This is a genomic window from Streptomyces sp. NPDC033131, assembly GCF_055578365.1.
Window position 1 is genome coordinate 21,107 of sequence record NZ_JBVIPA010000011.1, and the last position, 23,723, is coordinate 44,829.

The window sequence follows — 23,723 nt, forward strand, 5'->3', positions numbered from 1 at the left end:
TCATCACCGCTGCCGGGCTCGACGTGCGACTCGGCGGCGCGCTCCCCGGCCCCCCGTGGGCCGCACCGTATGTCCGGCAGCTCTTGACTCCCCGGCGCGGCGGAGGGACAGTTTACGTATACATCGTAAACGTACGCTGCCGCGGCGTGCGGGCAGACCGCGACCGCAGCCGGCACAGACGGGAGCGGGCCATGAACGCACCGTCGACCGTCCTCGTCACCGGCGGGGCCGGTTTCATCGGCAGTCACGCCTGTGTCGAACTGCTGGACCACGGCTACGAGTTGATCGTCGTCGACAACTACTCCAACAGCTCGCCACGAGCCTTCGCCCGCGTGGAGCGACTCGCCGGCCGCTTCGTCGGTGCCCTCTACGAACTGGACATCCGCGACCGGCCCGCCCTGGCGGCGGTCTTCGACCGCCACTCGGTGGACGCCGTCCTGCACTTCGCGGGGTACAAGTCCGCTAGCAGGTCGATGAGCAGCCCCGTGGAGTACTACGACAACAACGTCGGCGGCACGACCTCCCTCCTGCGGACCATGCACGACCACGGAGTACACCAGCTCGTGTACTCCTCGTCCTGCGCGGTCTACGGCGGGACCGGACCGGACCCGGTCGGCGAGTCCGCCCCCGCCCACCCCGCCAACCCGTACGCGGCCTCGAAGTGGATCTGCGAGCAACTGCTCTCCGACGTGTGCCGCCGCCGCCCCGAGTACACCGTGCTGTGCCTGCGGTACTGCAACCCGGCCGGCGCCCACCCCAGCGGACTGCTCGGCGAGGACCGGCGCGGCGCCCCGGACAACCTCATGCCGTACGTGGCCCAGGTCGCCGTCGGCCGACGGGAACGGCTGCGTGTCTTCGGCGCCGACTACCCCACGCGTGACGGCACCGCCGTCCGCGACTACGTCCACGTCATGGACGCCGTCGAAGCCCACCGCCTCGCGCTCGACCACCTCGCCGACTCCCCGGGCATGCACGTGTACAACCTCGGCCGCGGCGAGGGCCGTTCGGTGCTCGACGTCGTCGGGGCCTTCTCCACTGCGAGCGGCAAGCACATCCCCTACGAGATCGCCCCGCGCCGCCCCGGCGACGTGGCCGAAGTCGTCGCCGACGCGACCGCCCTGGCCCGCGTCTGGGGCTGGCACCCCACCCGGGATCTCGACGCCATGTGCCGGGACGCCTGGGAGTTCCAGCGGCTCAACCCACAGGGCTACGCCCGGTCCGCTCGGCGAACGAAGGGGTAGTGGCGCCGAGCGCCCTCCACCGCCACCCGGTGTCCCGCGACTCGGGGAGGCGCGTGCCCATGGTGCCGCCCAGCGGCGGACACGGAGCACCCGGCATGCGCGACACCACCATCGAGACCATCGAGCCGCCAGGGTCCGGCAGGCACTCGCCGGCCGCGCTCGACGGAGAGCACGCCCCCTACGGCATCGGCGTCACCTCTCGCCGGCCCGGCTGCGCCGCCGACAGGGCGAACGCCGTCTCCACCAGGGCGATGTGACTGAACGCCTTGGGCGCGTTGCCCAGTTGTCGCCCGGCGGCGGGATCCCACTGCTCCGACAGCAGCCCGACGTCGTTGCGAACGGCCAGGACCCGCTCGAAGGCCTCCCGGGCCTGTTCCGGGTGGCCGACCGCCGCGAGGGCGTGCGCGTACCACAGGGAACACGAGACGAACGCGCCCTCCCGGCCGGGCATGCCGTCCACGTCGTGCACCCCGCGGCGGCCCTGCGCGTACCGCCGTACGAACCCGCCGTCGCCCAGCCGGTGCATCGCCCGGACGGTGCTGCGTACCCGGGGGTCCCGGGCGGGCAGGAAGCCGAGTCTGGACATCAGCAGGGCCGATGCGTCCAGGGCCGGCGAGCCGTAGGACTGCACGAAGGCCCCCTGCTTCGCGTCCCATCCCTCCCGGCAGACCTCCCGGTGCACTTCGTCCCGCATGGTCCGCCACTCGGCCGAAGCTCCGTTGCGGCCGAGCAGTCTGCTCATGCGCAGGGCGCGGTCGGCGGCCACCCAGGCCATGACCTTGGAGTGCACGAACTGGCGGCGCGGCCCGCGCATCTGCCACAGTCCCTGGTCCGGCTCCCGCCAGTGGCGGTGCAGGAAGCCCATCAGCTCCTCGATCAGATTCCACACGTGGGCCGGCAGGGGGATGCCCGCGTGCAACGACAGGTAGAGCGTGTCCATGACCTCGCCGTACGCGTCCAGCTGGAACTGACCGACCGCGGAGTTCCCGAACCGAACCGGCCGCGATCCCTCGTAGCCGGGCAGCCAGGACGCCTCGGTCTCGGGCAGCAGCCGCTGCCCGCCGACGCCGTACACGGTCTGCAGATCCGCGGGATCGCCGGCGATGGCCCGCACCAGCCAGTCCAGCCAGGCCGTCGCCTCCTCCCGGTAGCCGCTGCGCAGCAGGCAGGACAGGGTCAGGGTGGAGTCGCGCAGCCAGCAGTACCGGTCGTCCCAGTTGCGTTCGCCTCCGATGCACCCCGGCAGCGAAGTGGTCGGCGCGGAGACGACGCCGCCCGTGGGAGCGTAGGTGAGTGCCTTGAGCGTGATCAGGGAACGCACCACCGCGTCCCGCCACGGGCCCTCGTAGCGGCACTGGGCGGTCCAGTGGCGCCAGAAGTCGCCGGTCTGCTTCAGCGCCGTCTCCGCCGGGACGGACAGCGGTGCGGGCGGCGCAGGCCGGTGCGAGGGTGCCCACACGAGCGTCAGGGCCAGCCGTTGGCCGGCCCTGACCGTGAACTCGAGAACCGTGGAGCCCTCGCTGCCGAGTTCCCGCACCTGGCCGTCAGCGCTCAGCCACACGGAGTCCGGGCCGGCGACCGCGACGCTGCACCGGTCGGCGATCCGGATCCACGGCACGACTCGCCCCTGGTGGAAGCGCAGGCGCAGTTCGCTGCGCATCGGCACGGCGCCCGACAGTCCCTCGATCACACGGACGAGACAGGGCAGCCGGGACCGTGGTGGCATGAAATCCGTGACGCGTACCGCCCCGTTCCCGGTCTCCCACACGGAGTCCAGGACCAGCGTGTCCGGGCGGTACGACCGGCGCGTGCAGAGCCCCGAGGCGGCCGGGGCCACCTGCCAGAAGCCGTGCTCCCGCGTGCCGACCAGTGCGGCCAGACAGGCCGGTGAGTCGAAGCGGGGCAGACACAGCCAGTCGACAGAGCCGTTCCTGCCGACCATGGCGGCGGTTTCCAAGTCGCTGAGGAGGGCGTAGTCCTCGATGGGTGCGCTCATGACCGATGCCTCTGTTCCCAGCCATCCCGACCTCGTGCCGTATATTTACGACGTATACATACACATTCCTCCCGGAGGTGCATAGAGTCAACTCGGGCAGGACACTGGCCGATCATCGGAGGCAAGGCATGGTCAAGGAGCAGGCCGGGGCACGGGGCGACGACGACGAGGCGGACGGAGCGGGGCCGGCGCGCCGCGCCGCCGACCGCGGCCGCTATGGACGGCTGAGCCGGGAGCGGGTGCTGGCCAGCGCCCTGGACCTGGTGGACCGGGAGGGACTGTCGGCTCTGAGCATGCGCCGGCTGGGAGCCGAGCTGGGCGTGGAGGCGATGGCGCTCTACCGGTACGCGGCGAGCAAGGAAGCCCTCCTCGACGGCCTGGTCGAGGCCCTCTACCTCGAACTGGCGGGACGGCTGGACGGCGACGACGCCGGGGCACCCGACTGGCGCACCGGACTCCACCGCATCGCCCGGGTCACCTACGACGTCTGTCTGGAACACCCACAGGCGGTCCCGCTGCTCGCCGCGCGCATGCTGGCGGTCCCGCTGGCCCGTCGGCCGCTCGCCGTCCTCCAGGACCACGAGCGGGTGCTCCTGCTGCTACGGGAGGCCGGGCTCGACAACGACCGCGCGGCCGCCGCGTTCCGCGCCTTCACCGCCTGGCTCCTCGGCTACGTGTCCGGGGAACTGCGGGCGATGGTGGACAACCCCGACGAGCCGGACCCGGCGTTCCGCCTGGGCCTGCACCGCATGCCGCCGCAGGACCTGCCCGTACTCCGGGAGGTGGCCCCCGCGCTCGCCGGGCGCGGGGGGCCGCAGGGGCTGGCGGCGGGGCTGGACGTGCTGCTCGACCGTTTCGTCGGAGCGGGGTGAGAAGCAGGGCTGCCCTGGCGCGGCGGCCGGGGGGTGCGCCGGGTGCCGTCAGTGGACCTCGTTCAACCGCGCCCGCTGCTCCCCCGTCAGCTCCAGCTCCACCGCCGCCAGGTGCTCCTCCAGTTGTGCCACCGACGACACCCCGACCAGGGGGATGACCGGCGGTTCGCCGCCCAGCTGCCAGGCCAGGACGACCTGGTTGACGGTCGCGCCCGTCTCCCGGGCCACGTCGCGCAGGGCCGCGAGGCGGGCCGGGGTGCCCGGGTGGTCGTAACCCGGCGGAAGCGGTCGGTCGGGGCGCGCGTACGTGCCCTTCAGGAGCGGTGAGTAGGCGACCAGGGTCAGGGCGGGCTCGGCCCTCAGGTAGCTGAACAGGTCCGGTCCCGCCGCGCCCAGCGTGCCGTCGGGGAAGAGGTCGCCGGGTATGTCGGTGCGGGGCCGGAGGTAGCTGTGCTCGTACTGGAGGACGTCGTAGCCGGGCAGACCGGCGGTGGCCGCCAGCGCACGGGCCCGTTCCACCCGCCAGACGGCGTGGTTGCTGACGCCGAGCAGGCCGGCCGTGCCCTCCGCGACCAGCGCGGCGAAGCCTTCGACCGTCTCCTCCAGGGGGACGGTGTGGTCCTCGATGTGGGCGTAGAGCAGGTCCAGCTTCTCGACGCCCAGGCGCTCGCGGCTGCGCTCCGCCGACTCTCGGATCACCTTCGCCGACAGGCCCTCCGCGTTGTCGACGTAGCTCGTGCCGGGGGCCAGGGGGCGGGCGCCGAGTTTGGTGGCGATGAGGACCTCGTCGCCGATGCCGCGGCTGCGCCGCCAGCGGCCGAGCAGTGCCTCGCTCTGTCCGCCCTGGCCGCCGTCGGTCCAGAAGGCGTAGTTGTCGGACGTGTCGATGAAGGTCCCGCCGGCCTCGACATAGCGGTCGAGCACGGCGAAGGAGGTCTCCTCGTCGGTCCGGGAGCCGAACAGCATCGCGCCGAGGGCGAGCACGCTCACCTCGCGGCGGTTGTCCGGGGCGCTGCCGATGGTGCGGTACTTCACGATGGTCCTCCCGTTCGCGCCCTCATTCGGGGCACGAACGGGAGTCTTCATCTTCGAGTGCTCTTCAAGTCAAGGGCGTGCGGGGCGAATTGACGGGGGAGGGCGGTGCCGGTCCGCCGCCTCGGTCAGCGGGCGAACGGCCCTTCCAGTGCCGCCCACTGCAGCAGCATGATCGTCTTCGCGTCGGCGATCTCCCCGGTGCGGATCATCTCCAGGGCCCGGCGGAAGGGGAGTTCGAGGATTTCGATGTCCTCGCCCTCCTCTCCCAGGCCGCCCCCTTCATGGGTGCGGGTCGAGGGGCCGTAGGAGGCGGCGTAGAAGCTGACGCGTTCGGTGACCGAGCCGGGGCTCATGTAGACGTCGAAGACGTGCTGGACCTCGCCGATGGTGTGGCCGGTCTCCTCGACGACTTCCCGGCGTACGGCGATCTCCGGGTGTTCGTCCTCGTCGTCGAGCAGCCCGCCCGGGGTCTCGACCAGCAGGCCGTCCGGGTGGCCGTTGACGTACACCGGGAAGCGGAACTGGCGGGTGAGCAGCACGGTTTCGCGTGCGGCGTCGTACAGCAGCATGGTGGCCCCGTTGCCGCGGTCGTGCGTCTCGCGCTCCTGGGTGCTCCAGGTGCCGTCGGCGTGCTGGAAGTCGAAGACGGTGGTCCGCTCGACGTACCAGTGACTGGACAGGAGGGTCACGTCCCGCACCTTGACCCGCGGGTTTCCGGTGAGGTTCCGGCCGGTGCGGTCGAGTCCGGTGCGGCCCCGGCGGTCGGGGGTGTCGATACCGGCGGTCATCGGATACCCGCCGGGGACGAGGGAGAGTGCAAGTTGGTCATGCTCGCTTCTACCATCCTGCGGTGCCGGGACGTCCCGCAACGCCGGTCGCCGAAACACACGATCATCGGACCGGCCGGACCGTAGGCTCAACGACGTCGACACGCAGGGACTTTCACGTCGGCCGTGCCGCGACACGTGCCGGAAGGGCGGATACATGACGCGCGACGGGCTGATCCGGCCGCTGCCGGAGTTACTGAGGGCGCACGCCGGGAAATGGCCGTCACGCGTGGCGTACGCCGACGACGTGCGCAGCGTCACCTACGCGGAGTTGGAGCGGCGCACCGGCCGGCTGGCCGGGTATCTCGCCGGAGCGGGCGTGCGGCGCGGGGACCGGGTCGCGATCTGTCTGGGCAACTGCGTGGAGATGGTGGAGAGTGTCCTGGCCACGGTCCGGGCAGGGGCGGTCGGCGTGCCGCTCAACCCGCGGTCCTCCGACGCCGAACTCGCCCATTTCCTCGAGGACAGCGGGGCTTCGGTCCTTGTCACCGACTCCGCGCACCTGGCCCGGCTGCACCGCGCGGGTCCCGGGCCCGGCCGTACGCGCGTCCTGCTCACCGGCGCGGGGCCGGTCCCGGCGGACGCCCCCGACGGGACGGTCCTCTACTCGTACGCGGTCGAGGCCGACGACTGCGAACCGCCCCGGGACGACCTCGGGCTCGACGAGCCGGCCTGGATGCTCTACACCTCCGGCACCACCCACCGCCCCAAGGGCGTGCTGTCCACGCAGCGCGCCGCCCTGTGGTCGGTGGCGGCCTGTTACGCCCCGATCTTCGGCCTCTCGCCCGAGGACCGGCTGCTCTGGCCGCTCCCGCTGTTCCACAGTTTCGGCCACTCGCTGGCCGTCCTGGGTGTCACCGCCGTCGGCGCGAGTGCCAGGATCACCGGTGAACTCCTGCCGCCCGGCGGCCTGTTGCGCGAGCTGCGCACACCTCACGAAGCCCTCGGCGGCCCCTACACGGTCCTGGCCGGTGTGCCCGCCGTCTACCACCAACTGGTGGCGTCGGCGGCCGGGGACGCGACGCCCGTGCCAGGTCTGCGGACGTGTGTCGTGGCGGGCGCCCCGAGCGCGCCCGCCCTGCGCCGAGCGGTCGGGGAGCTTCTGGGGGCGCCGCTGCTCGACGCCTACGGCAGCACCGAGACCTGCGGCATGATCGCGGTGAACCGGCCGGACGGGCCGCGCGTCGACGGGTCCTGCGGGCCGCCGGTCCCGGGAATGGACGTACGGCTCGTCGATCCGGGCTCCGGCAACGATGTCACGGACGGCGACGAGGGCGAGATCTGGGTGCGCGGGCCCGGTCTCATGAGCGGCTACCACCACCAGGCCGAGGCGACGGAGGCCGCGCTGCGGGACGGCTGGTACCGCACCGGTGACCTCGGCCGGCGCGTCGAGCACGGTCATCTCATCCTCACCGGCCGGGTCAGCGAACTGATCATCCGTGGCGGCGAGAACATCCACCCCACGGAGATCGAGCAGGCCCTGCTGCACTGTCCCGGCGTGCGGGACGCGGTGGTGGTGGGCAGGCCGCACGACGTGCTCGGCGAGGTGCCGGTGGCCTACGTCGTCCCGGGACCGGAGGGGTTCGACCCACGGCAGGCGCTGGCCGCGTGCCGCGCCCGGCTGGCCGAGTACAAGCTGCCCGTCGAGATCCGCGAGATCGCGGCCGTCCCGCGTACGGCGTCCGGCAAGACCGCCCGCCACGCCCTGCTCCCGGACCTGTCCCGGCCGGTGTCCGACGTCCGCCCGCCCCTCCCCGCGCCGACGGCGGCCGACGGGGCCCTGCGCCGACGGCTGCTGACGCTGCCGCCGGAGGGGCGGGAACGCGCGCTGCGCGAGGCGGTGCTCGCGGAGACGGCGGCAGCCTGCGGCGCCGGACCGCTCGACGGGCATACGCCCTCCGCCGATCCGGACGCCGAGATCCCCTTCACCGACCTCGGGCTGACCTCCGTGGGGGCCGTCACGCTGATCGAACGGCTCGGCGAGGCGACCGGCCTGCGGCTCCCCTCGACGCTGGTCTTCGACCACCCCACCCCGGCCGCGCTGGCCCGGCACCTGCACGGCACCCTCTTCACTCCGGTGTCCGCCGCCCCGGCTGCCTCCACAGCGGAAGCGCGCCCGGACGATCCGGTGGTGATCGTCGCCATGGCCTGCCGTTACCCCGGCGACGTCCACTCCCCCGAGGACCTCTGGCGGCTGGTGTCGCAGGGCGAGGACGCGATCTCCGGCTTTCCCACCGACCGGGGCTGGGACCTGGCCGCCCTGTACGACCCCGATCCGGACCGGGTCGGCACCTCGTACGCCCGCAGCGGCGGATTCCTGCACCGGGCCGCGGAGTTCGACGCGGGCCTGTTCGGGATCTCGCCGCGTGAGGCGCTGTCGATGGACCCGCAGCAGCGGCTGCTCCTCGAGACCTCGTGGGAGGTGTGGGAGCGCGCGGGTATCGCCCCGGCGGCGGTACGCGAGAGCGACACGGGCGTCTTCGTCGGCGTGATGCACGGCGACTACTCCGCCCGCTTCACCCAGCACGAGCTGGAAGCCCATCTGGGCCTGGGCTCGGCCGGCAGTGTGGCCTCCGGCCGGATCTCGTACGTGTACGGCCTGCACGGTCCGTCGGTCACGGTCGACACCGCGTGCTCCTCCTCGCTGGTGGCACTGCACTGGGCGGCGCAGGCGCTGCGCTCCGGCGAGTGTTCCCTGGCCCTGGCCGGCGGAGTGACGGTGATGGCGACGCCGAAGCCGTTCACCGCCTTCAGCCGCCAGCGCGGCCTCTCCCCCGACGGCCGCTGCAAGTCCTTCTCGGCCTCGGCGGACGGCACCGCCTGGGGCGAGGGAGCGGGACTGGTCCTGCTGGAGCGGCTGTCCGACGCCCGGCGCAACGGCCACCCCGTACTGGCCGTGCTGCGCGGCTCCGCCGTCAACTCGGACGGCGCGTCCAACGGACTCACCGCCCCGAGCGGCCAGGCCCAACAGCGCCTGATCACACGGGCGTTGGCCGATGCCGGGCTCCGCGCGGACGACGTGGACGCGGTGGAGGCGCACGGTACGGGCACCACGCTCGGCGACCCCTTGGAGGCGCAGGCCCTGCTGGCCACCTACGGCCAGGGACGCGCCGAGGACCGGCCGCCGCTGTGGCTGGGCTCGGTGAAGTCCCACCTCGGGCACACCCAGGCGGCCGCCGGCGTCGCCGGGGTCATCAAGATGGTGCAGGCCATGCGGCACGGGGAACTTCCGCGCACGCTGCACGCGCAGACGCCCACCCCGCACGTCGACTGGTCGGCGGGCCGGGTGGAACTGCTCACCGAGGCCCGCCCGTGGCCCGCGAAGGACGCCGGACCGCGCCGGGCCGGGGTGTCGGCCTTCGGCATCGGCGGCACCAATGCGCACGTGATCCTGGAAGAGCCTCCGCAGCCGACCGACACGCACGCGACCGATACACATGCGACCGACACGCACGTGACCGAGACGCATGCGCCTGGTACGCATGCGACCGGTACACAGCCGCTCGATGCACAGCCGCCCGGAACCGGATCGAGCACCGCCGAGGTGCCGGCGCCCTGGCTGCTCTCCGGCGCCGACGAAAGTGCCCTGCGGGCCCAGGCCGGCCGCCTGGCGGCCCACTTGGCCGCCCGGCCGTCTCTGTCGTCGACCGACGTCGGCTACTCCCTGGCCGTGTCGAGGGCACCGCTCGCCCACCGGGCGATGGTGCCGGCCGACGACCGCACCCGGATGCTGGCCGCGCTGAACACTCTCGCCGACGGCATGGGCGGCGCGGAGCGAGCCGTCGCCGATCCCGGTGTCCGTACGGCCTTCCTGTTCACCGGCCAGGGAGCTCAACGCCCACGGATGGGAGCGGAGTTGCGCGCCGCGTTCCCCGCGTTCGACTCGGCCTTCGACGAGGTCTGCCGGGCACTGGACGGCCGTCTGGACCGACCGCTGGACGTGGTGCTGTCCGCCGGGCCGGGTACACCGGAGGCCGCCCTGCTCGACCGTACGGACTTCACCCAGGCCGGGCTGTTCGCCTTCGAGGTGGCACTGTTCCGGCTGCTGGAGTCCTGGGGGGTGCGCGCCGACTTCCTGGCCGGGCACTCCGTCGGGGAACTGGCGGCGGCCCACGTCGCCGGAGTGCTGGACCTGGCCGGCGCGGCGGAACTCGTCGCGGCTCGGGGCCGGTTGATGCACGCCCTGCCCGCGGGCGGCGCGATGGTGGCGCTGCACGCGACGGAGGACGAAGTCCTCGCCGTGCTGTCGGAGTTCGGTGACCGGGTGGCGATCGCCTCCGTCAACGGGCCGCGCTCCGTGGTGATCTCGGGCGTACGGGAGGCGGTGCTCGCGGTCGCGGCCGGGTTCGAGGCGCGCGGCCGCAGGACCGTGCGCCTGCGGGTCGGCCACGCCTTCCACTCGGCGCTGGTGGAACCGATGCTCGACGACTTCCGCCACGTTGCCGAGGGGCTGTCCTTCCGGCCGCCGCGGATCCCGGTGGTCTCGGCCGTGTCGGGCCGTCCGGCCGAGGCCCGGGAGCTGTGTTCGCCGGATTACTGGGTACGGCACGCGCGCCTGCCGGTGCGGTTCGCCGACGCCGTACGCCGGCTCGGGGACGACGGGGTGTCGGCGTTCCTGGAGATCGGCCCCGGCCCCGCGCTCACCGCCGCGGCCGAGGACTGCCTGCCCGGTCGGGACGGCGAAGGCCCCGCCCCGATGTGCGCCGTCGCCACGCGTGGCGGCGAGCACGAACCGCGGACGCTGCTGTCCGCCGTGGCGCGCCTCCATGTGCGCGGGGCGCGCGTCGACTGGCCCGCGGTGTTCGCGGGCACCGGTGCGCGGCGGGTGGACCTGCCGACGTACGCCTTCCAGCGGCGGCGGTACTGGCTGGACGCGCCGCGCACCACCGGCGCCGGCGCGGACCCGCACGGACACCCGCTGCTGGGCCCGGCGTTCGCCGTGCCGGACACCGACCGGACGGTGTTCTCCGGTCTGCTCTCCGGCTCGACCCACCCGTGGCTCGCCGACCATGTGATCGGCGGGACGGTCCTGGTCCCCGCGACGGCGTTCGTGGAGCTGGCCGTCCGGGCGGGCGACGAGGTCGGCTGCGGTGCGCTCGACGAGCTCGTGGTCCTGGCCCCGCTGCCACTGCCCGCCGCCACGGGCGTACGCGTCCAGGTCGTCGTGGGCGCGACGGACGAGTCCGGCCGACGCCCGGTCGACGTCTACGCCCGGCCTGTCACGGATGGTGCGGAGCCCGCCACGGATGCCGCCGAGCCGGCCTGGACCCGGCACGCCACCGGAATGCTCAGCGGCACGGAGACCGCTCAGCCGAGGACCGAACTGGCGGTGTGGCCGCCCCGGGGCGCGACCGAGGTCGACCTCGCCGACGCGTACGACAGCCTCGCGGACGGCGGCCTCGCCTACGGCCCGGCCTTCCGCGGCGTACAGGCACTCTGGCGGCGGGGCGGCGAACTGTTCGCTGACGTCCGCCTGCCCGAGCCGGAGTCGGCGTCCGCCGACCGGTACACCGTGCATCCGGCGCTGCTGGACGCGGCCCTGCACGCCCCGCTGCTCGCGGGCTCCGCACCCGAGTCCGACGCGGTCCGGGTGCCGTTCGCGTGGAACGGCGTACGCCTGTACGCGGCGGGCGCGTCGGAGATACGCGTACGGGTCGCCCCGGGCGGCACGGACACGGTGTCGGTGACCCTCGCCGACCCGGCGGGGCGCTTGGTCGCACAGGTGGACTCCCTGGCCATGCGGGAACTGCCGGCCGACCCGGCCGGACAGACGGCCGAGGTGGTGCGACGAGCCCTGCTGCACCCCGGCTGGACCAGCGTCGAGCTTCCCGAGGGCGAGCGGCATCGTGTGCACACCGGACGCTGGACGCTCGTGGGCCCGGACGAGCTGGACCTCGGCGGGCTGCTTCCCGAGGTCGTGGACGCCGAGGCGCCCGAACCGGACGCCGTCGTGGTCACGGCGGTCGCGCCTGCCACGGACACCGGCCCGCTGCCCGCGGTACACGTGCTGACCGGCAGGGTGCTCCGAACCCTGCAGGACTGGCAGGACGACCCACGAACGGCGGGCTCACGCCTGGTGGTCGTGACGCGGGACGCGACCGCGCCGGAGCCGGATCTGGCCGGGGCGGCCGTGTGGGGGCTGGTGCGTGCGGCCCAGGCGGAGCTGCCCGGGCGGATCATTCTCGTCGACGTGGACGGCCGACCCGAGTCGCTACGGCTGCTTCCCGCGGCGGTGGCGACCGGGGAGCCCCAACTCTCGGCGGAAAAGGGACAGTTGGCGGCCCCGCGGCTGGCAGCCCTCAGTGCACTCCCCACCCGGCGCGGCGTTTTCGAGCCGGACGGCACGGTCCTGATCACCGGTGGCACCGGTGCTCTGGGGGCGGAACTCGCCCGCCATCTCGTCACCTCGTACGGCGTACGGCACCTGCTGCTCACCGGGCGCCAGGGGCCCCGGGCCCCGCACGCCGAGGAACTGCGGCGGGTGCTGGAGGAGTTGGGTGCCGAGGTGCGGATCGTGGCCTGTGACGCGGGCGACCGCGCCGCGCTGGCCGAGGTGGTCAAGGGCTGCGCGCCCGCGCTGACCGCCGTGGTGCATGCCGCCGGTGTGCTGGACGACGGCGTCCTGGCGGCGCTGACTCCCGAGCGGATGGCCGCGGTCCTCCGGCCGAAGGCGGACGCGGCCTGGCATCTGCACGAGCTGACCCGGGACCTGGACCTGTCGGCGTTCGTCCTGTTCTCCTCGGTGTCCGGCCTACTCGGTCGCGCCGGTCAGGGCAACTACGCGGCGGCGAACTCCTTCCTGGACGCCCTGGCCCGCCACCGCACCCGCCTGGGGCTGCCCGCCGTGTCCTTGGCGTGGGGCCCCTGGGAGCACGGCGCCGGCATGGCCGGTGCGGGCGCCCCGAGCGGAAGAGCCCCTGACGTGCTCCGGGCGCTGTCCGTGGAGCAGGGCCTTGCCCTGTTCGACGCGGCGCTCGGCGCGGGCGAGCCCGTGCTGGCGCCGATCCTGCTGGACCGGGGCGCCCTGCGGTCCGCACGGGGACCCCTGCCGCCGCTCCTGCACGGACTGCTGCCCCCGCGCAGGCCCGCCGCCGACACCGCAAACGCCGACACCGGCTCCGCACCCGGTACGGAGCAGCATGCGCGGCCGGGAGCCTGGCGCACGCTGCTGGCCGAGCTGCCCGCCGCTCAACGGGAGGATGCGCTCGCGAAGTTGATGAGCGCCGACGTGGCGGTGGTGCTCGGATACCCGGACGCGGACGCGCTGCCCGCCGGCAAGTCCTTCGCCGAACTCGGCTTCGACTCACTGATGGCGGTCCAGGTCCGCAACCGGCTGAGCATGGCGCTGCGGCTCAGGCTCTCGGCCGCCGTGGTGTTCGAGCACCCGACGCCCCAGGGGCTCGCCCGTCACGTGCTCGGCCTGCTGGACGACCTGCCCGAGGCCGCGCCGGAGCCGGAACACGCACCGGCGGACGACCGACCCGCACAGACGCTCTCCTCGCTCTACCGGCGGGTCTGCGAGGCAGGTCAGGTGGTCGCCGCGATGCACATGCTGGTCACGGCCTCCTGGGCGATGCCGACCTTCGGGCCCGACGACAGCCGGGAGCACGCCCTGCCGCCGCTGCGGCGCGCGAAGGGCCCCGAGGGCACGGAAAGCTCCGGAGGCACCGGGGGCTCCCTGGGCTCCCTGGGCTCCGGGGAACGTCCGGTGCTGGTCTTCTTCACCGGGTATCACCCGCCGTTCGCCGCCCCCGGCGGGGAGTTCGCCCGGTTCCACTCCCACTTCCAGGGCGAGCTGGACGTCCTGGAACTCCCGCACCCCGGCATCGGAGCGGGCCGCGCCGTGCCGGCCGACCGGGACACGCTCGCCCGGACCCACGCGGAGACGGTGCTGCACCACGTCGGCGACCGCCCCTTCGCCGTCGTGGGCATGTGCACCGGAGGCGCCGTCGCCCATGCCGTGACCCGGCGGCTCGAAGCCATGGGCAGGGCCCCCGTCGGCCAGGTCCTGCTCGACACCTATCTGATCAACAACGGCAACAGCGACAAGGACTGGCTGCTGTCCCTGCCGGCCGTCATCGCGCCGCGCCTGGGCGGGAACCAGTTCACCGGGGACGAGGACACCGGTGTGGCGGCACTGGGCGCGTACACCCGCATGTTCCTCGACTGGGATCCGGAACCGGTCGGCGTCCCCACGCTGCTGGTGCGGGCCACGCAGCCGACGCCCGAGATGGCGGCGGGAGCGGACCCGGACGCGTGGCAGACCTCCTGGCCGCTGCCGCACGCCCGAGTCGACGTACCCGGCGACCACTTCTCGTTCATGCAGGACCACACCCCGGCCACGGCGGCGGCCGTCCGCGCCTGGCTCGACTCCCTCGGCCGCACGGACGCTCCGTCGGCACCGACCGCAGAAGGAGCACAGTGAACCCCATCGATGAGCAGACGGCGGTCGAGGAGTTCGACGTGGTCGTCGTGGGCGGCGGCCCGGCCGGGGCGACCGCCGCGTCGGCCGTCGCCCTGCGCGGCCACCGCGTCCTGCTCCTGGAGCGGGAGACGTTCCCCCGGTACCAGATCGGCGAGTCGCTGCTCCCGTCCACCGTGCACGGGGTGTGCCGCATCCTGGGCGTGGAGGAGGAGGTCGCGCGGGCGGGCTTCAAGCCGAAGCGCGGCGGAACCTTCCGGTGGGGCCGGAACCCGGAGCCGTGGCAGTTCTCCTTCGCGCTGTCCCCCCGGCTGGCCGACCCGACCTCGTTCGCCTTCCAGGTCGAGCGGTCCCGCTTCGACGCGATCCTGCTGGACAACGCGCGCCGGGTCGGCGTGGACGTACGGGAGGGCTGCCGCGTCAAGGGCGTGCTCGCCGACGAGGAACGCGTCCGGGGCGTCCAGTGGACCGGCCCGTCCGGCGAGATCCGCGAGGCCCGGGCACGCTACGTCGTGGACGCCTCCGGCAACGGCAGCAGGATCCACAGCGAGGTCGGCGGCAGGCGGACGTACTCCGAGTTCTTCCGGAACATCGCGGTGTTCGGCTACTTCGCGGGGGGCGCGCGGCTCCCGGCGCCCAACGACGGCAACATCTTCTGCGCCGCCTTCGACGAGGGCTGGCTCTGGTACATCCCGCTCCGGGACGACCTCACGAGCGTCGGAGCGGTGGTGAGCCGGGACAGCGCCGCCGCGATCCAGCGGGACCCGGTGACGGCCTGGCGCGGGCTGATCGACTCGTGCCCGGAGGTCCGTGACCTCCTGCACGGCGTTCCCCAGGCCACCGAGGCGCCGTACGACCAGGTGCGGGTCCGCAAGGACTGGTCGTACTGGAAGTCCAGTCTGTGGCGGCCCGGCATGGTGCTGGTCGGCGACGCGGCGTGCTTCGTGGACCCGGTCCTGTCCTCCGGGGTGCATCTCGCCACGTACGGCGCCCTGCTCGCGGCCCGGTCCATCAACGGCGGCCTCGCCGGGACGCTGGACGAGGGCCGCCTCTTCGACGAGTTCGAGGCCCGCTACCGGCACGAGTACGGCCTGTTCCACGAGTTCCTGGTCTCCTTCTACGACATGCACCAGGACGAGCGGTCGTACTTCTGGAAGGCCCGCAAGGTCACCCACGTCGACACCACGGAACTGGAGGCGTTCGTGGACCTGGTGGGCGGACTGGCGTCCGGCGACACGTCCCTCGGCGGGCCCGGGCAGGCGGGTGCCCGGCTGACGGCCGCCGCCACGGAACTCGACGAGGCCGTGGGCCGGCTCCCAAACTCCGACGGCCTGCGCAATCCGCTCTTCGAGGCCGCAACGATCCGCCAGGTGTTCCAGGAGGGCGCGGTCCTTCAGGAACGGGGCGTCTTCGGCGGCCCGTTGGAGGACGAGACCCCGCTGCGCCCGGGCGGCCTCGTGGCCTCGGACGACGGCCTCACCTGGGTGGCCGAGTGACGGCCTCTGTCCTCTCGGCCCCCGGGGCCGGCCGTGGGCGGCTGTACGCCCTCGGCCGGCCCCGGGGCCGGGGACTCGTGTTCACAGCAGGTCGGCCCCGGCGGGGCTGTCGTCGAGGAAGCCGCCCGACTGGTGCTGCCACAGCTTCGCGTAGGCGCCGTCCGAGGCGAGCAGTTCCCGGTGCGTTCCCTTCTCGACGATCCGCCCACGGTCGAGGACGACGAGCTGGTCCATGCCGGCGACGGTGCTGAGCCGGTGCGCCACCACGAGCGCCGTGCGCCCTTCCATGAGCCGCCACAGCGCCTCCTGGACGAGAAGCTCGCTCTCGGAGTCCAGCGCGCTGGTCGCCTCGTCGAGCAGCAGGACCGGCGCGTCGCGCAGGATCGCCCTGGCGAGGGCGACCCGTTGGCGCTGTCCGCCGGACAGCTTGATGCCACGTTCACCCACCATGGTGTCGAAGCCGTGCGGCAGCACGTCGGCGAACTCGGTGACGTGCGCGGCCTCGGCGGCACGGCGGATCTCGGCGTCGGTGGCGTCGGGCCGGGCGAAGGCGATGTTGTCCCGCAGCGTGCGGTGGAACATCGCCGGGTCCTGCGGCACATACGCGATCAGGCTGCGCAGGTCCGCCTGGCGCAGCCTGCTGATGTCCTGACCCCCGATCAGGATGCGGCCGGCGTCGATGTCCGTCATCCGCAGCAGCAGCCGGGAGAGCGTGGTCTTGCCTCCGCCGGACCGGCCGACGAGACCGATCTTCGTCCCGCTGGGCACCGTCAGGTCGAGGCCGTCGAAAAGGGTCTCCGCTCCCGCGTGCGCGAACGTCACCTTGTCGAAGCGGACCTCGGCGGCCTCGGGCAGCAGCGGCTCCGGCGCGACCGGGTCGAGCACGGTCGGCGGGGTCAGCAGCAGTTCGGTGAACTGCGCGGCTTCCGTCATCGCGCTCTCCAGGCGCCGGTAGATCTGGTTGAACTCGAACATGATCCGCGTCGCGTTGGTGTAGTACGTGAACGCGACCACGACCGCCTCCACGCCGTTCCCGCCGCCGCCCAGCGTGACCGCGAGCAGCAGGCCCAGCACGTTGGTCAGCACGGACAAGGGTGCCACCAGCGTGTCGATGCGCAGGTTGCCGTAGTCCCACGACCGCAGCGACAGCCGCCGCGACTCCGCGACACGGGTGCGGTGTTCCGCGGCCTCGCGTTCCTCGGCGGCGAACGCCCGGACCGTGTCCATGTTCATCAGGCTGTCGGCGACATGACCCGACACCCGGGCGATCGCCGCCTCGCGCTGGGCGACGAGCACCTGGCGGCGCCGGATGAGGGGCACCACGCACAGTGCCGTCACCGCGATCATCACCAGCAGTCCGACCACGAGGAGCGGTTCGTAGCGCCACAGGATCACCGCCCCGAACAGCAGTGGCACGAAGTTGGCCACCACGTTGAAGGTCAGCGTGTCGACGAACTGCTCGAAACGGGAGGCGAAGCTCAGCACCCGCTTGGTCAGCGACCCGGCGAAGTTGTCGTGGAAGAACGCGGCGTCCTTGGCGAACAGCTCGTCCATGCCGATCACGTACAGGTTCTCGATGCCGAGGGCGTCGAGCCGGTTCAGGCAGTGCAGGCCGACGCGCCACAGCGCCTCCGCGAGCAGCATGACCCCGGCGAACCCGAGGATGTAGGGCAGCGCCGAGCCGACGGTGCTGCCGGTGTCGTCGGCGATGCGGCCGACGAGCTTCGCGACGACCAGCGGCGCGATGTAGTAGAGGCCGATGTTGCCCAGAGCGGGCAACAGCATCCCGGGCACCGTCAGCCACCGGAGCCGGGCCAGTTCCCGTCCGTAGAAACGAAGCGCGAGGAGCACCGGGCCCTTGCCCGGCGGGACCTCGCGCGTTGCAGGCGATTCCATCCCCATCCCGTGGTGTCGTACGGCGGCCCGTCAGGTGTGGCGACGGGCGGTGCCGTGGTCGGTGTCCACGCGTGACCTCGGGTTGGCGTGAGTGCCTCCGCTCGCGCGTCCTGCGCGAAGGCAGGAGCACGAAGAGTGGCGACTCCGTCACTGTGCGAGTACGAGGGGACCGGGCACGGAGTGTCCCGCGACGGCGTACGCGGCGTCCAAGTATTTTTCCCGGCCGGCGGCAAGCACCTCGACGAAAAAAGGGCCCTCACAGGCTCTCGCCTGTGAAGACCCTTCGTCCTGTCGGGACGACAGGATTTGAACCTGCGACCCCTTGACCCCCAGTCAAGTGCGCTACCAAGCTGCGCCACGTCCCGGTGCGCTTCCCCGCGGTGACCCGCGTGATCGCACGAAAGGCACTTTACCCCACGTCGGAGGCTTCCCCGAAGGCGGGAGGGGGTGAGGGGCGGCCGGCGGGTGGGGCGCGGGACAATCGGCGCATGGGCAGTGCATCCTCAGGACGACAGGCGGAGGCGCGGGACCGGGACGACGAGGGGCGGGCGCGCAACGCCCGGCCCCGGGACGGGCTCGGCCGGCCGCTGCCATACGGCGCGGACGGTGTGGAGCGGCAGCCCGAGGGGGTGGTCCGCACCCCGGACGAGAGTGTCGCCGAGGCCCAGGAACTGCTGGACGCGGGGAAGCCGTTCCATGCGCACGAGGTGTTCGAGGACGCCTGGAAGTCGGGGCCCGAGGAGGAGCGCGGCCTGTGGCGCGGGCTGGCCCAGCTCGCCGTGGGGCTCACGCATGCCGCCCGGGGCAATGTCACGGGCGGCGCCCGGCTGCTGAGGCGCGGCGCCGGGGCCGTGGAGGAGTGGGCGGCGGCCGCGGGGCGGGAACGGCCGTACGGAATGGACCTGTCGGGGATCGTGGGCTGGGCGCGGCAACTGGCCGAGAACGTGGAGAGGGACCTCGCGGCCATCGACGCCGGGGCGCAGGCGCCACGGCTGCGGGGAGAGGCGGCCTCCTGAGGGCCGGACGGGCCGGGACGCGCCGGGCAGGGCGCCGCAGGTGGGGACGGGCCGCGGCGCCGGTGTCACCGCCGGCGCGGGTCTGCCCGGCGCGGCGCAGACCGGCCGGGCGGCGGCAGCCGCGCCCGCGAGTCCCGGCGGGCGGCCGGTGCGCAACCACTGCGGCCGAGAGCCTCGCGGGTAGGGAGCGGTGCCCCGGCCCACTCGGTCGCCGACGCACGGCTCGGTCCGACCGCGCCGACGCACGCTCGGTCCGACCGCACCGGCACCGGCCGCCGCCCGGGCGGCAGTCGCCGCGGGCACCCGCGTGGACGCGGTGTACGGGTTGTCAGTGCCGTGCGGCAGACTCGGGGCGTGCGAAAGATTCATGTCATCGGTATCGGCGCGGGCGACCCCGAGCAGCTGACCCTCCAGGCGGTGCGGGCGCTGCGCGGCACGGACGTGTTCTTCGTCCTCGACAAGGGCGAGGTGAAGAACGACCTGGTGCGGCTCCGCCGCGACATGCTCGACGCGCACATACCCGAGGGCACGTACAGGGTCGTCGAGGCGCGCGACCCGGAGCGGGACCGGTCGGCCGGCGGGGCCGCCTACTCCCCCGCCGTCGGGGACTGGCGCAGTGCCCGCGCGGAGATCTACGCACGCCTGATCGCCGAGGAGCTGGGCGAGGACGAGAGCGGCGCGTTCCTGGTGTGGGGGGACCCGGCGCTGTACGACAGCACGATCGGGATCCTGGACGAGATCCTCGAGCGGGGCGCGGTGGCCTTCGAGTACGACGTCGTGCCGGGGATCAGCAGTGTCTCGGCGCTCGTCGCCCGGCACCGCACCGGCCTGAACCGGGTCGCCCGTCCCGTCCAGATCACCACCGGCCGGCGGCTCGCCGAGGGCTTCCCCGAGGGCGTGGACGACGTGGTCGTGATGCTCGACGCCCACCAGACGTTCCGGCAGTACGCCGACCAGGACATCGACATCTACTGGGGCGCCTACATAGGCACGCCGGACGAGATCCTCGCCGCCGGCCCGATCGCGGAGGCCGCGCCCCGGATCGAGCGGCTGCGCGCGGAGGCCCGCGAGCGCAAGGGCTGGATCATGGACACGTATCTGCTGCGCCGCAATCGGCGGGAGTGAGGCGCGGGCCGCCCGGGGCAACCGTGCGGCCCGTCCGAGCTGTGCACGCGGCCGGTGGGCCACGCCCGGGTCGTTGGCGCGGCCTGGGCCGCGTGGCTGAGGGACCGGGCGCAGGGGGACGTCGGGCGGCCGTCGGGGGCGGACCTGCGGCTGAAGGAGCCGGGACCGAGCGCCGCCCGCCGAAAAGCCAAGGCGGAGCGGAAGGGGCGGTTGTCATACTCGCGGCATGTCCCCCGCGCCCGTCCGCTTCCACGATCCCGGCAGCACGGCCTCCGACTTCAGCACGTCGGTGCTGGTCCGCTGTCCGCGCTGTGACCGCATCGCCCACTTCGAGCGCCGGACGCACCCCGAAGCACGTCTGGTCTGCCGGTCCTGCGGCCTGTGCAGGACAACGGGCCGGTGTGCCTGGCCGGCCCTGTGGCTGCGGGCCGAGACCAGGCACGGCGAGATCTGGGCGTACAACCTCGAACACCTCGATCTGCTCCGGCGGTATGTGGCCGCGGCACTGCGGGAGCGGCCGCCCTGGTACGAACACGGCCCGAAGATGACCTACGTCGCCCGTCTGCCCGCCTGGATCAAGAGCGCCGGTAACCGCGACGAGGTGCTGCGCGCCATCGACCGGCTCCGTGCCTCCGTCGTCACCGCGGACTGAGGCCGAACCACGCCAGGACCGCCGCCACATCGGGCACCGCCGTCACGCCCTTCGGCAGCGGCGGGCGTCCGACGACCACGACGGGCAGCGCCAGTTCCCGCGCGGCCGTCAGCTTGGCGGCCGTCGCCTCTCCGCCGCTGTCCTTGGTCACCAGTACGTCGATGCAGTGGTCGTACAGCAGCGCGGACTCGTCGGCCACGGTGAACGGGCCGCGGGCCAGGAGGACTTCGGTGTGCGGCGGCATCGGCGGCTCGGGCAGTTCCACGGACCGTACGACGAAGTGCAGGTCCGTCAGATGCGCGAAGGCGGCGAGGCCCAGGCGTCCGGTGGTCAGGAACACGCGTCTGCCGAGCCGCGGAAGCAGGTCCGCGGCCGTGCGCAACGACGACACGGTGTGCCAGCGGTCCTCGGGTCCGGGCCGCCAGGCCGGGCGGCGCAGGACCACCGCCGCGACCCCGGTCGCCGCCGCGGCCGCCGCCGCGTTCTCGGAGATCTGGGCGGCGAAGGGATGCGTGGCGTCGACGAGTGCGTCCACGCGTCGCTCCCGCAGCCAGTCGGCGAGTCCGTCCGCCCCGCCGAAGCCGCCGATCCGTACGTCCCCGGCGATCACGCCCGGCCGGGCCACGCGTCCGGCGAGCGAGGTGGTGACACGGAGACCGCGGCGGGCCGCGAGCACGGCGGCCAGCTCCCGGGCCTCGGCGGTGCCGCCGAGGATGAGGACGTGCGAGGGCATGGTGCCGAGCCTACGAGAGGCCGGACGGATGACGGCACGCCGGGTAGAAGCCGGATTCCCGGCCGGATGGCCGATGGTCGGCGGCGAACCCTTCGCCTCGGACCCGCCCGCCCTGCCGGGGCCGGCTAGCGAAGCAGCAGCTGCAGGCCGCCGAGGACGGTGGCCCCGATCACGAGCTGTTCGAACAGTCGCTGGTTGATCCTGTTCACAGCCCATTTGCCGATGAACGCGCCGGGCACGACAAACACCACGAGCGCGGCGTCAAGGAGCAGCGAGTGGCCGTCGATCAGGCCGAGGCCGACGCTGAAGGGCACCTTGGACACGTTGACGATCAGGAAGAAGAAGGCGGAGGTGCCGAGGAAGCCGAGCTTGCGGAAGCCGGCGGAGAGCAGGTACATCGACATCACCGGGCCGCCCGCGTTGGCGACCATGGTGGTGAAGCCGCCGAGGACGCCGTACGAGCGGGCCTTGACGCGGCCGGACGGGGTCGCGACCGAGTCGGGTTCCTCCTCGGTGCCGGCCGTGCGGCGGCGCCACACCGTCACCCCGGCCATCAGCAGCAGGATCGCGCCGATCGACGTCCGCACGATCCCGTCGTCCGCCCACACCAGGAACAGCGTGCCGGCGACCACACCGACCGCGACCGCCGGGAACAGTCGCCACAGCGTCGGCCAGTGGGCGTGCCGCCGGTAGGTGAGCACGGCGAGCACGTCCCCGGCGATCAGGATCGGCAGCAGCACGCCGGTGGAGGCGCGGGCGGGCAGGACCGCGGCGAAGATCGCCAGGCTGACCGTGTTGGCTCCGCTGACGGCGGTCTTCGAGAAGCCGACGAGCAGCGCGGCGCAGGCGAGGGCGGCGAATTCCCAGCCGGTGATGTGCCAGAGGCTCATGGTGTTCATGCGGACACCGATGCTATGTGCAGGTAACCGGTGGCGTAAGGAGCGTCTCGTCAGATGGCCGATGTTAACTAGCGTCGCTAGTTTTTACTGCGCATCCGGCGAGTCCTCAGGAACAACGCCCGGTACGGCCGCTGCGGCGGCGTCCTTCGCGGTGTTTGCGCTGGTTCACGCGGGGCACCCGCGCCGCCATGGAGTGGTTGCGCAGTGCGGCCTGCGTGGGTGAGGACCCCGAGTTGTTCTTTCCCGTGGGCACGTCCGGACCGGCGCTGCGAGACATCGCGGCCGCCAAACGCGTGTGTGCCCGTTGCCCGGTGACCGTCCAGTGTCTGACGTTCGCGTTGGACGACGGGCGGACCTCGGGCGTGTGGGGCGGGACCTGCGAGGAGGAGCGCGACGCACTGCTCCGTAAGACCAGAGACGACGCCGCAAGGAGGAGCACCGTATGACTGTCGTGAAGAGCACGATTCCCGAATCCGCCCGTCAGGTCACCGGGGACGCGCTGCAGAGCACGCTGGTGGACCTTCTCGGGCTCTCCCTCATCGGGAAGCAGGCGCACTGGAACGTGGTCGGCCCGCGCTTCCGTTCGATCCACTTCCAGCTCGACGAGGTGGTCACGGCCGCGCGGGACTTCGCCGACACCGTCGCGGAGCGCGCTTCGGCGCTCGGTCTGCCGCCCGACGGCCGGCCGGAGACGATCGCGTCCGCGTTCACGCTGCCCGGCCCGAAGGACGGCTGGGTCCGTGACTCGGAGGTCGTCGAGGTGATGGTCGAGGCCCTGGAGGCGGCCATCGGACGGCTGCGCGAGCGCATCGAGGCGACTGAGAAGGCCGATCCGGTCACCCAGGACCTGCTGATCACGATCACCGCCGAACTGGAGAAGCAGCGCTGGATGTTCGACGCGGAGAACTGGCCGAAGGAAGGCTGACCGGCACCCGGACGCACCCGCACGAAGCCGACCGCTACCTGAACGCACCTGCACGAAGGGGCACTTGATGACCGACGCCCTCGAACTCGACGCGCTGTGGGAGGACTTCCACCGCGTGGTGAACATGACCTCGCAGGAACTGGCCGCGTGGCTGCGGGTCAGCGACGCGGACGAGAACGCGGAGCCACTGCCGGAGCACGCGGGCACACCCACGGGGCAGCATGTCCTCGCGATCCTGCAGAAAAGGCGTACGGATCTCACCGATGACGACATCAGTGTGATGTACGACGTCGTCGACACCGTCACCGACGAGACGGATCCGGAGAACGAGCCCGCTGCCGAGGACACGGCCCGCCGACAGCGCCTGATGACGCTCGGCCACGACCCGCTCAGGCCGTGACCGGCCGGCCGAGAACGCCGAACCGGCCTTGCCCGCCGCCGCGTTGACGCGGCGGCGCCTGGCCGGACAGGTGGCCGAAGACCGCCTCTGCCACGCCTCATGATCGTGCCAGACTGCTCGGACAGCCCGCCGGGCATCTCGCGGGCATCTCGCGGGCATCTCGCGGGCATCGTCGAGCAGAGGAGAAC

The 23,723-nt window shown here is 72.9% G+C and carries 16 protein-coding genes and 1 tRNA gene; 10 read left to right on the forward strand and 7 right to left on the reverse strand.

What is annotated here, in order from left to right; genetic code table 11:
• Window positions 1-191: 191 nt before the first annotated feature.
• Window positions 192-1,241 carry a UDP-glucose 4-epimerase GalE gene (gene galE / locus ACZ5XS_RS16275; protein WP_468651734.1) on the forward strand — a complete coding sequence of 350 codons (1,050 nt, stop codon included), beginning with the start codon at window positions 192-194 and terminating at the stop codon, window positions 1,239-1,241.
• 178 nt (window positions 1,242-1,419) lie between these two features.
• On the opposite strand, the gene ACZ5XS_RS16280 is transcribed toward galE, so the two are convergent.
• Entirely contained in the window at window positions 1,420-3,258 is a 1,839-nt protein-coding gene (locus ACZ5XS_RS16280; protein WP_468652055.1) for a glycoside hydrolase family 15 protein, read from the reverse strand.
• A 107-nt stretch (window positions 3,259-3,365) separates the two neighbouring features.
• On the opposite strand from ACZ5XS_RS16280, the gene ACZ5XS_RS16285 reads away from it, so the two are divergent.
• Window positions 3,366-4,109, forward strand: coding sequence for a TetR/AcrR family transcriptional regulator (locus ACZ5XS_RS16285; protein ID WP_468651736.1), 744 nt, complete (start codon window positions 3,366-3,368; stop codon window positions 4,107-4,109).
• A 48-nt stretch (window positions 4,110-4,157) separates the two neighbouring features.
• Here ACZ5XS_RS16285 and ACZ5XS_RS16290 read toward each other — a convergent pair whose 3' ends face one another.
• On the reverse strand, window positions 4,158-5,144 hold the full coding sequence (locus ACZ5XS_RS16290; RefSeq protein ID WP_468651738.1) for an aldo/keto reductase: 987 nt from the start codon (window positions 5,142-5,144) through the stop codon (window positions 4,158-4,160).
• A gap of 125 nt (window positions 5,145-5,269) precedes the next feature.
• Window positions 5,270-5,932, reverse strand: a complete 663-nt coding sequence (locus tag ACZ5XS_RS16295) for an NUDIX domain-containing protein (protein ID WP_468651740.1) — start codon at window positions 5,930-5,932, stop codon at window positions 5,270-5,272.
• 196 nt (window positions 5,933-6,128) lie between these two features.
• Here ACZ5XS_RS16295 and ACZ5XS_RS16300 point away from each other — a divergent pair, with 196 nt between their 5' ends.
• Both ACZ5XS_RS16300 and ACZ5XS_RS16305 read left to right on the forward strand, forming a co-directional pair.
• Complete coding sequence (locus tag ACZ5XS_RS16300; RefSeq protein ID WP_468651742.1) at window positions 6,129-14,396, forward strand: type I polyketide synthase; 8,268 nt, start codon at window positions 6,129-6,131, stop codon at window positions 14,394-14,396.
• Window positions 14,393-15,889, forward strand: a complete 1,497-nt coding sequence (locus tag ACZ5XS_RS16305; protein ID WP_468651744.1) for a tryptophan 7-halogenase — start codon at window positions 14,393-14,395, stop codon at window positions 15,887-15,889. The genes ACZ5XS_RS16300 and ACZ5XS_RS16305 overlap by 4 nt, the downstream gene beginning before the upstream one ends.
• An 81-nt stretch (window positions 15,890-15,970) precedes the next feature.
• Here ACZ5XS_RS16305 and ACZ5XS_RS16310 read toward each other — a convergent pair whose 3' ends face one another.
• Window positions 15,971-17,785, reverse strand: a complete 1,815-nt coding sequence (locus ACZ5XS_RS16310) for an ABC transporter ATP-binding protein (protein ID WP_468651746.1) — start codon at window positions 17,783-17,785, stop codon at window positions 15,971-15,973.
• Window positions 17,786-18,076: 291 nt separating this feature from the next.
• Window positions 18,077-18,150, reverse strand: a tRNA-Pro gene (locus ACZ5XS_RS16315).
• Window positions 18,151-18,273: 123 nt separating this feature from the next.
• On the opposite strand from ACZ5XS_RS16315, the gene ACZ5XS_RS16320 reads away from it, so the two are divergent.
• The 3 genes from ACZ5XS_RS16320 (at window position 18,274) to ACZ5XS_RS16330 (ending at window position 20,578) form a co-directional block, all read left to right on the forward strand.
• A complete protein-coding gene (locus ACZ5XS_RS16320; RefSeq protein ID WP_468651748.1) occupies window positions 18,274-18,801 on the forward strand; it encodes a DUF309 domain-containing protein in 528 nt (175 codons plus the stop codon).
• Window positions 18,802-19,155: 354 nt separating this feature from the next.
• Complete coding sequence (cobF, locus tag ACZ5XS_RS16325) at window positions 19,156-19,926, forward strand: precorrin-6A synthase (deacetylating) (protein ID WP_468651750.1); 771 nt, start codon at window positions 19,156-19,158, stop codon at window positions 19,924-19,926.
• 226 nt (window positions 19,927-20,152) lie between these two features.
• The gene (locus ACZ5XS_RS16330; RefSeq protein WP_468651752.1) at window positions 20,153-20,578 is read left to right on the forward strand and encodes a hypothetical protein; all 426 of its coding nucleotides are present in this window, start codon (window positions 20,153-20,155) and stop codon (window positions 20,576-20,578) included.
• On the opposite strand, the gene ACZ5XS_RS16335 is transcribed toward ACZ5XS_RS16330, so the two are convergent.
• Both ACZ5XS_RS16335 and ACZ5XS_RS16340 read right to left on the reverse strand, forming a co-directional pair.
• Window positions 20,565-21,311 carry a cobalt-precorrin-6A reductase gene (locus tag ACZ5XS_RS16335; RefSeq protein WP_468651754.1) on the reverse strand — a complete coding sequence of 249 codons (747 nt, stop codon included), beginning with the start codon at window positions 21,309-21,311 and terminating at the stop codon, window positions 20,565-20,567. The two genes, ACZ5XS_RS16330 and ACZ5XS_RS16335, sit on opposite strands and share 14 nt — an antisense overlap.
• Window positions 21,312-21,436: 125 nt before the next feature.
• Window positions 21,437-22,210: a sulfite exporter TauE/SafE family protein gene (locus ACZ5XS_RS16340; protein ID WP_468651756.1), complete on the reverse strand. Its 774-nt coding sequence runs from the start codon at window positions 22,208-22,210 to the stop codon at window positions 21,437-21,439.
• A gap of 188 nt (window positions 22,211-22,398) precedes the next feature.
• Between ACZ5XS_RS16340 and ACZ5XS_RS16345 the strand changes: the two genes are divergently transcribed.
• The 3 genes from ACZ5XS_RS16345 to ACZ5XS_RS16355 all read left to right on the forward strand — a co-directional run bounded on the left by ACZ5XS_RS16345 (window position 22,399) and on the right by ACZ5XS_RS16355 (window position 23,535).
• The gene (locus ACZ5XS_RS16345; protein WP_468651758.1) at window positions 22,399-22,656 is read left to right on the forward strand and encodes a WhiB family transcriptional regulator; all 258 of its coding nucleotides are present in this window, start codon (window positions 22,399-22,401) and stop codon (window positions 22,654-22,656) included.
• The gene (locus tag ACZ5XS_RS16350) at window positions 22,653-23,135 is read left to right on the forward strand and encodes a Dps family protein (RefSeq protein WP_468651760.1); all 483 of its coding nucleotides are present in this window, start codon (window positions 22,653-22,655) and stop codon (window positions 23,133-23,135) included. The genes ACZ5XS_RS16345 and ACZ5XS_RS16350 overlap by 4 nt, the downstream gene beginning before the upstream one ends.
• 67 nt (window positions 23,136-23,202) lie before the next feature.
• Entirely contained in the window at window positions 23,203-23,535 is a 333-nt protein-coding gene (locus tag ACZ5XS_RS16355) for a DUF3140 domain-containing protein (protein ID WP_468651762.1), read from the forward strand.
• The last annotated feature ends 188 nt before the right edge of the window (window positions 23,536-23,723 follow it).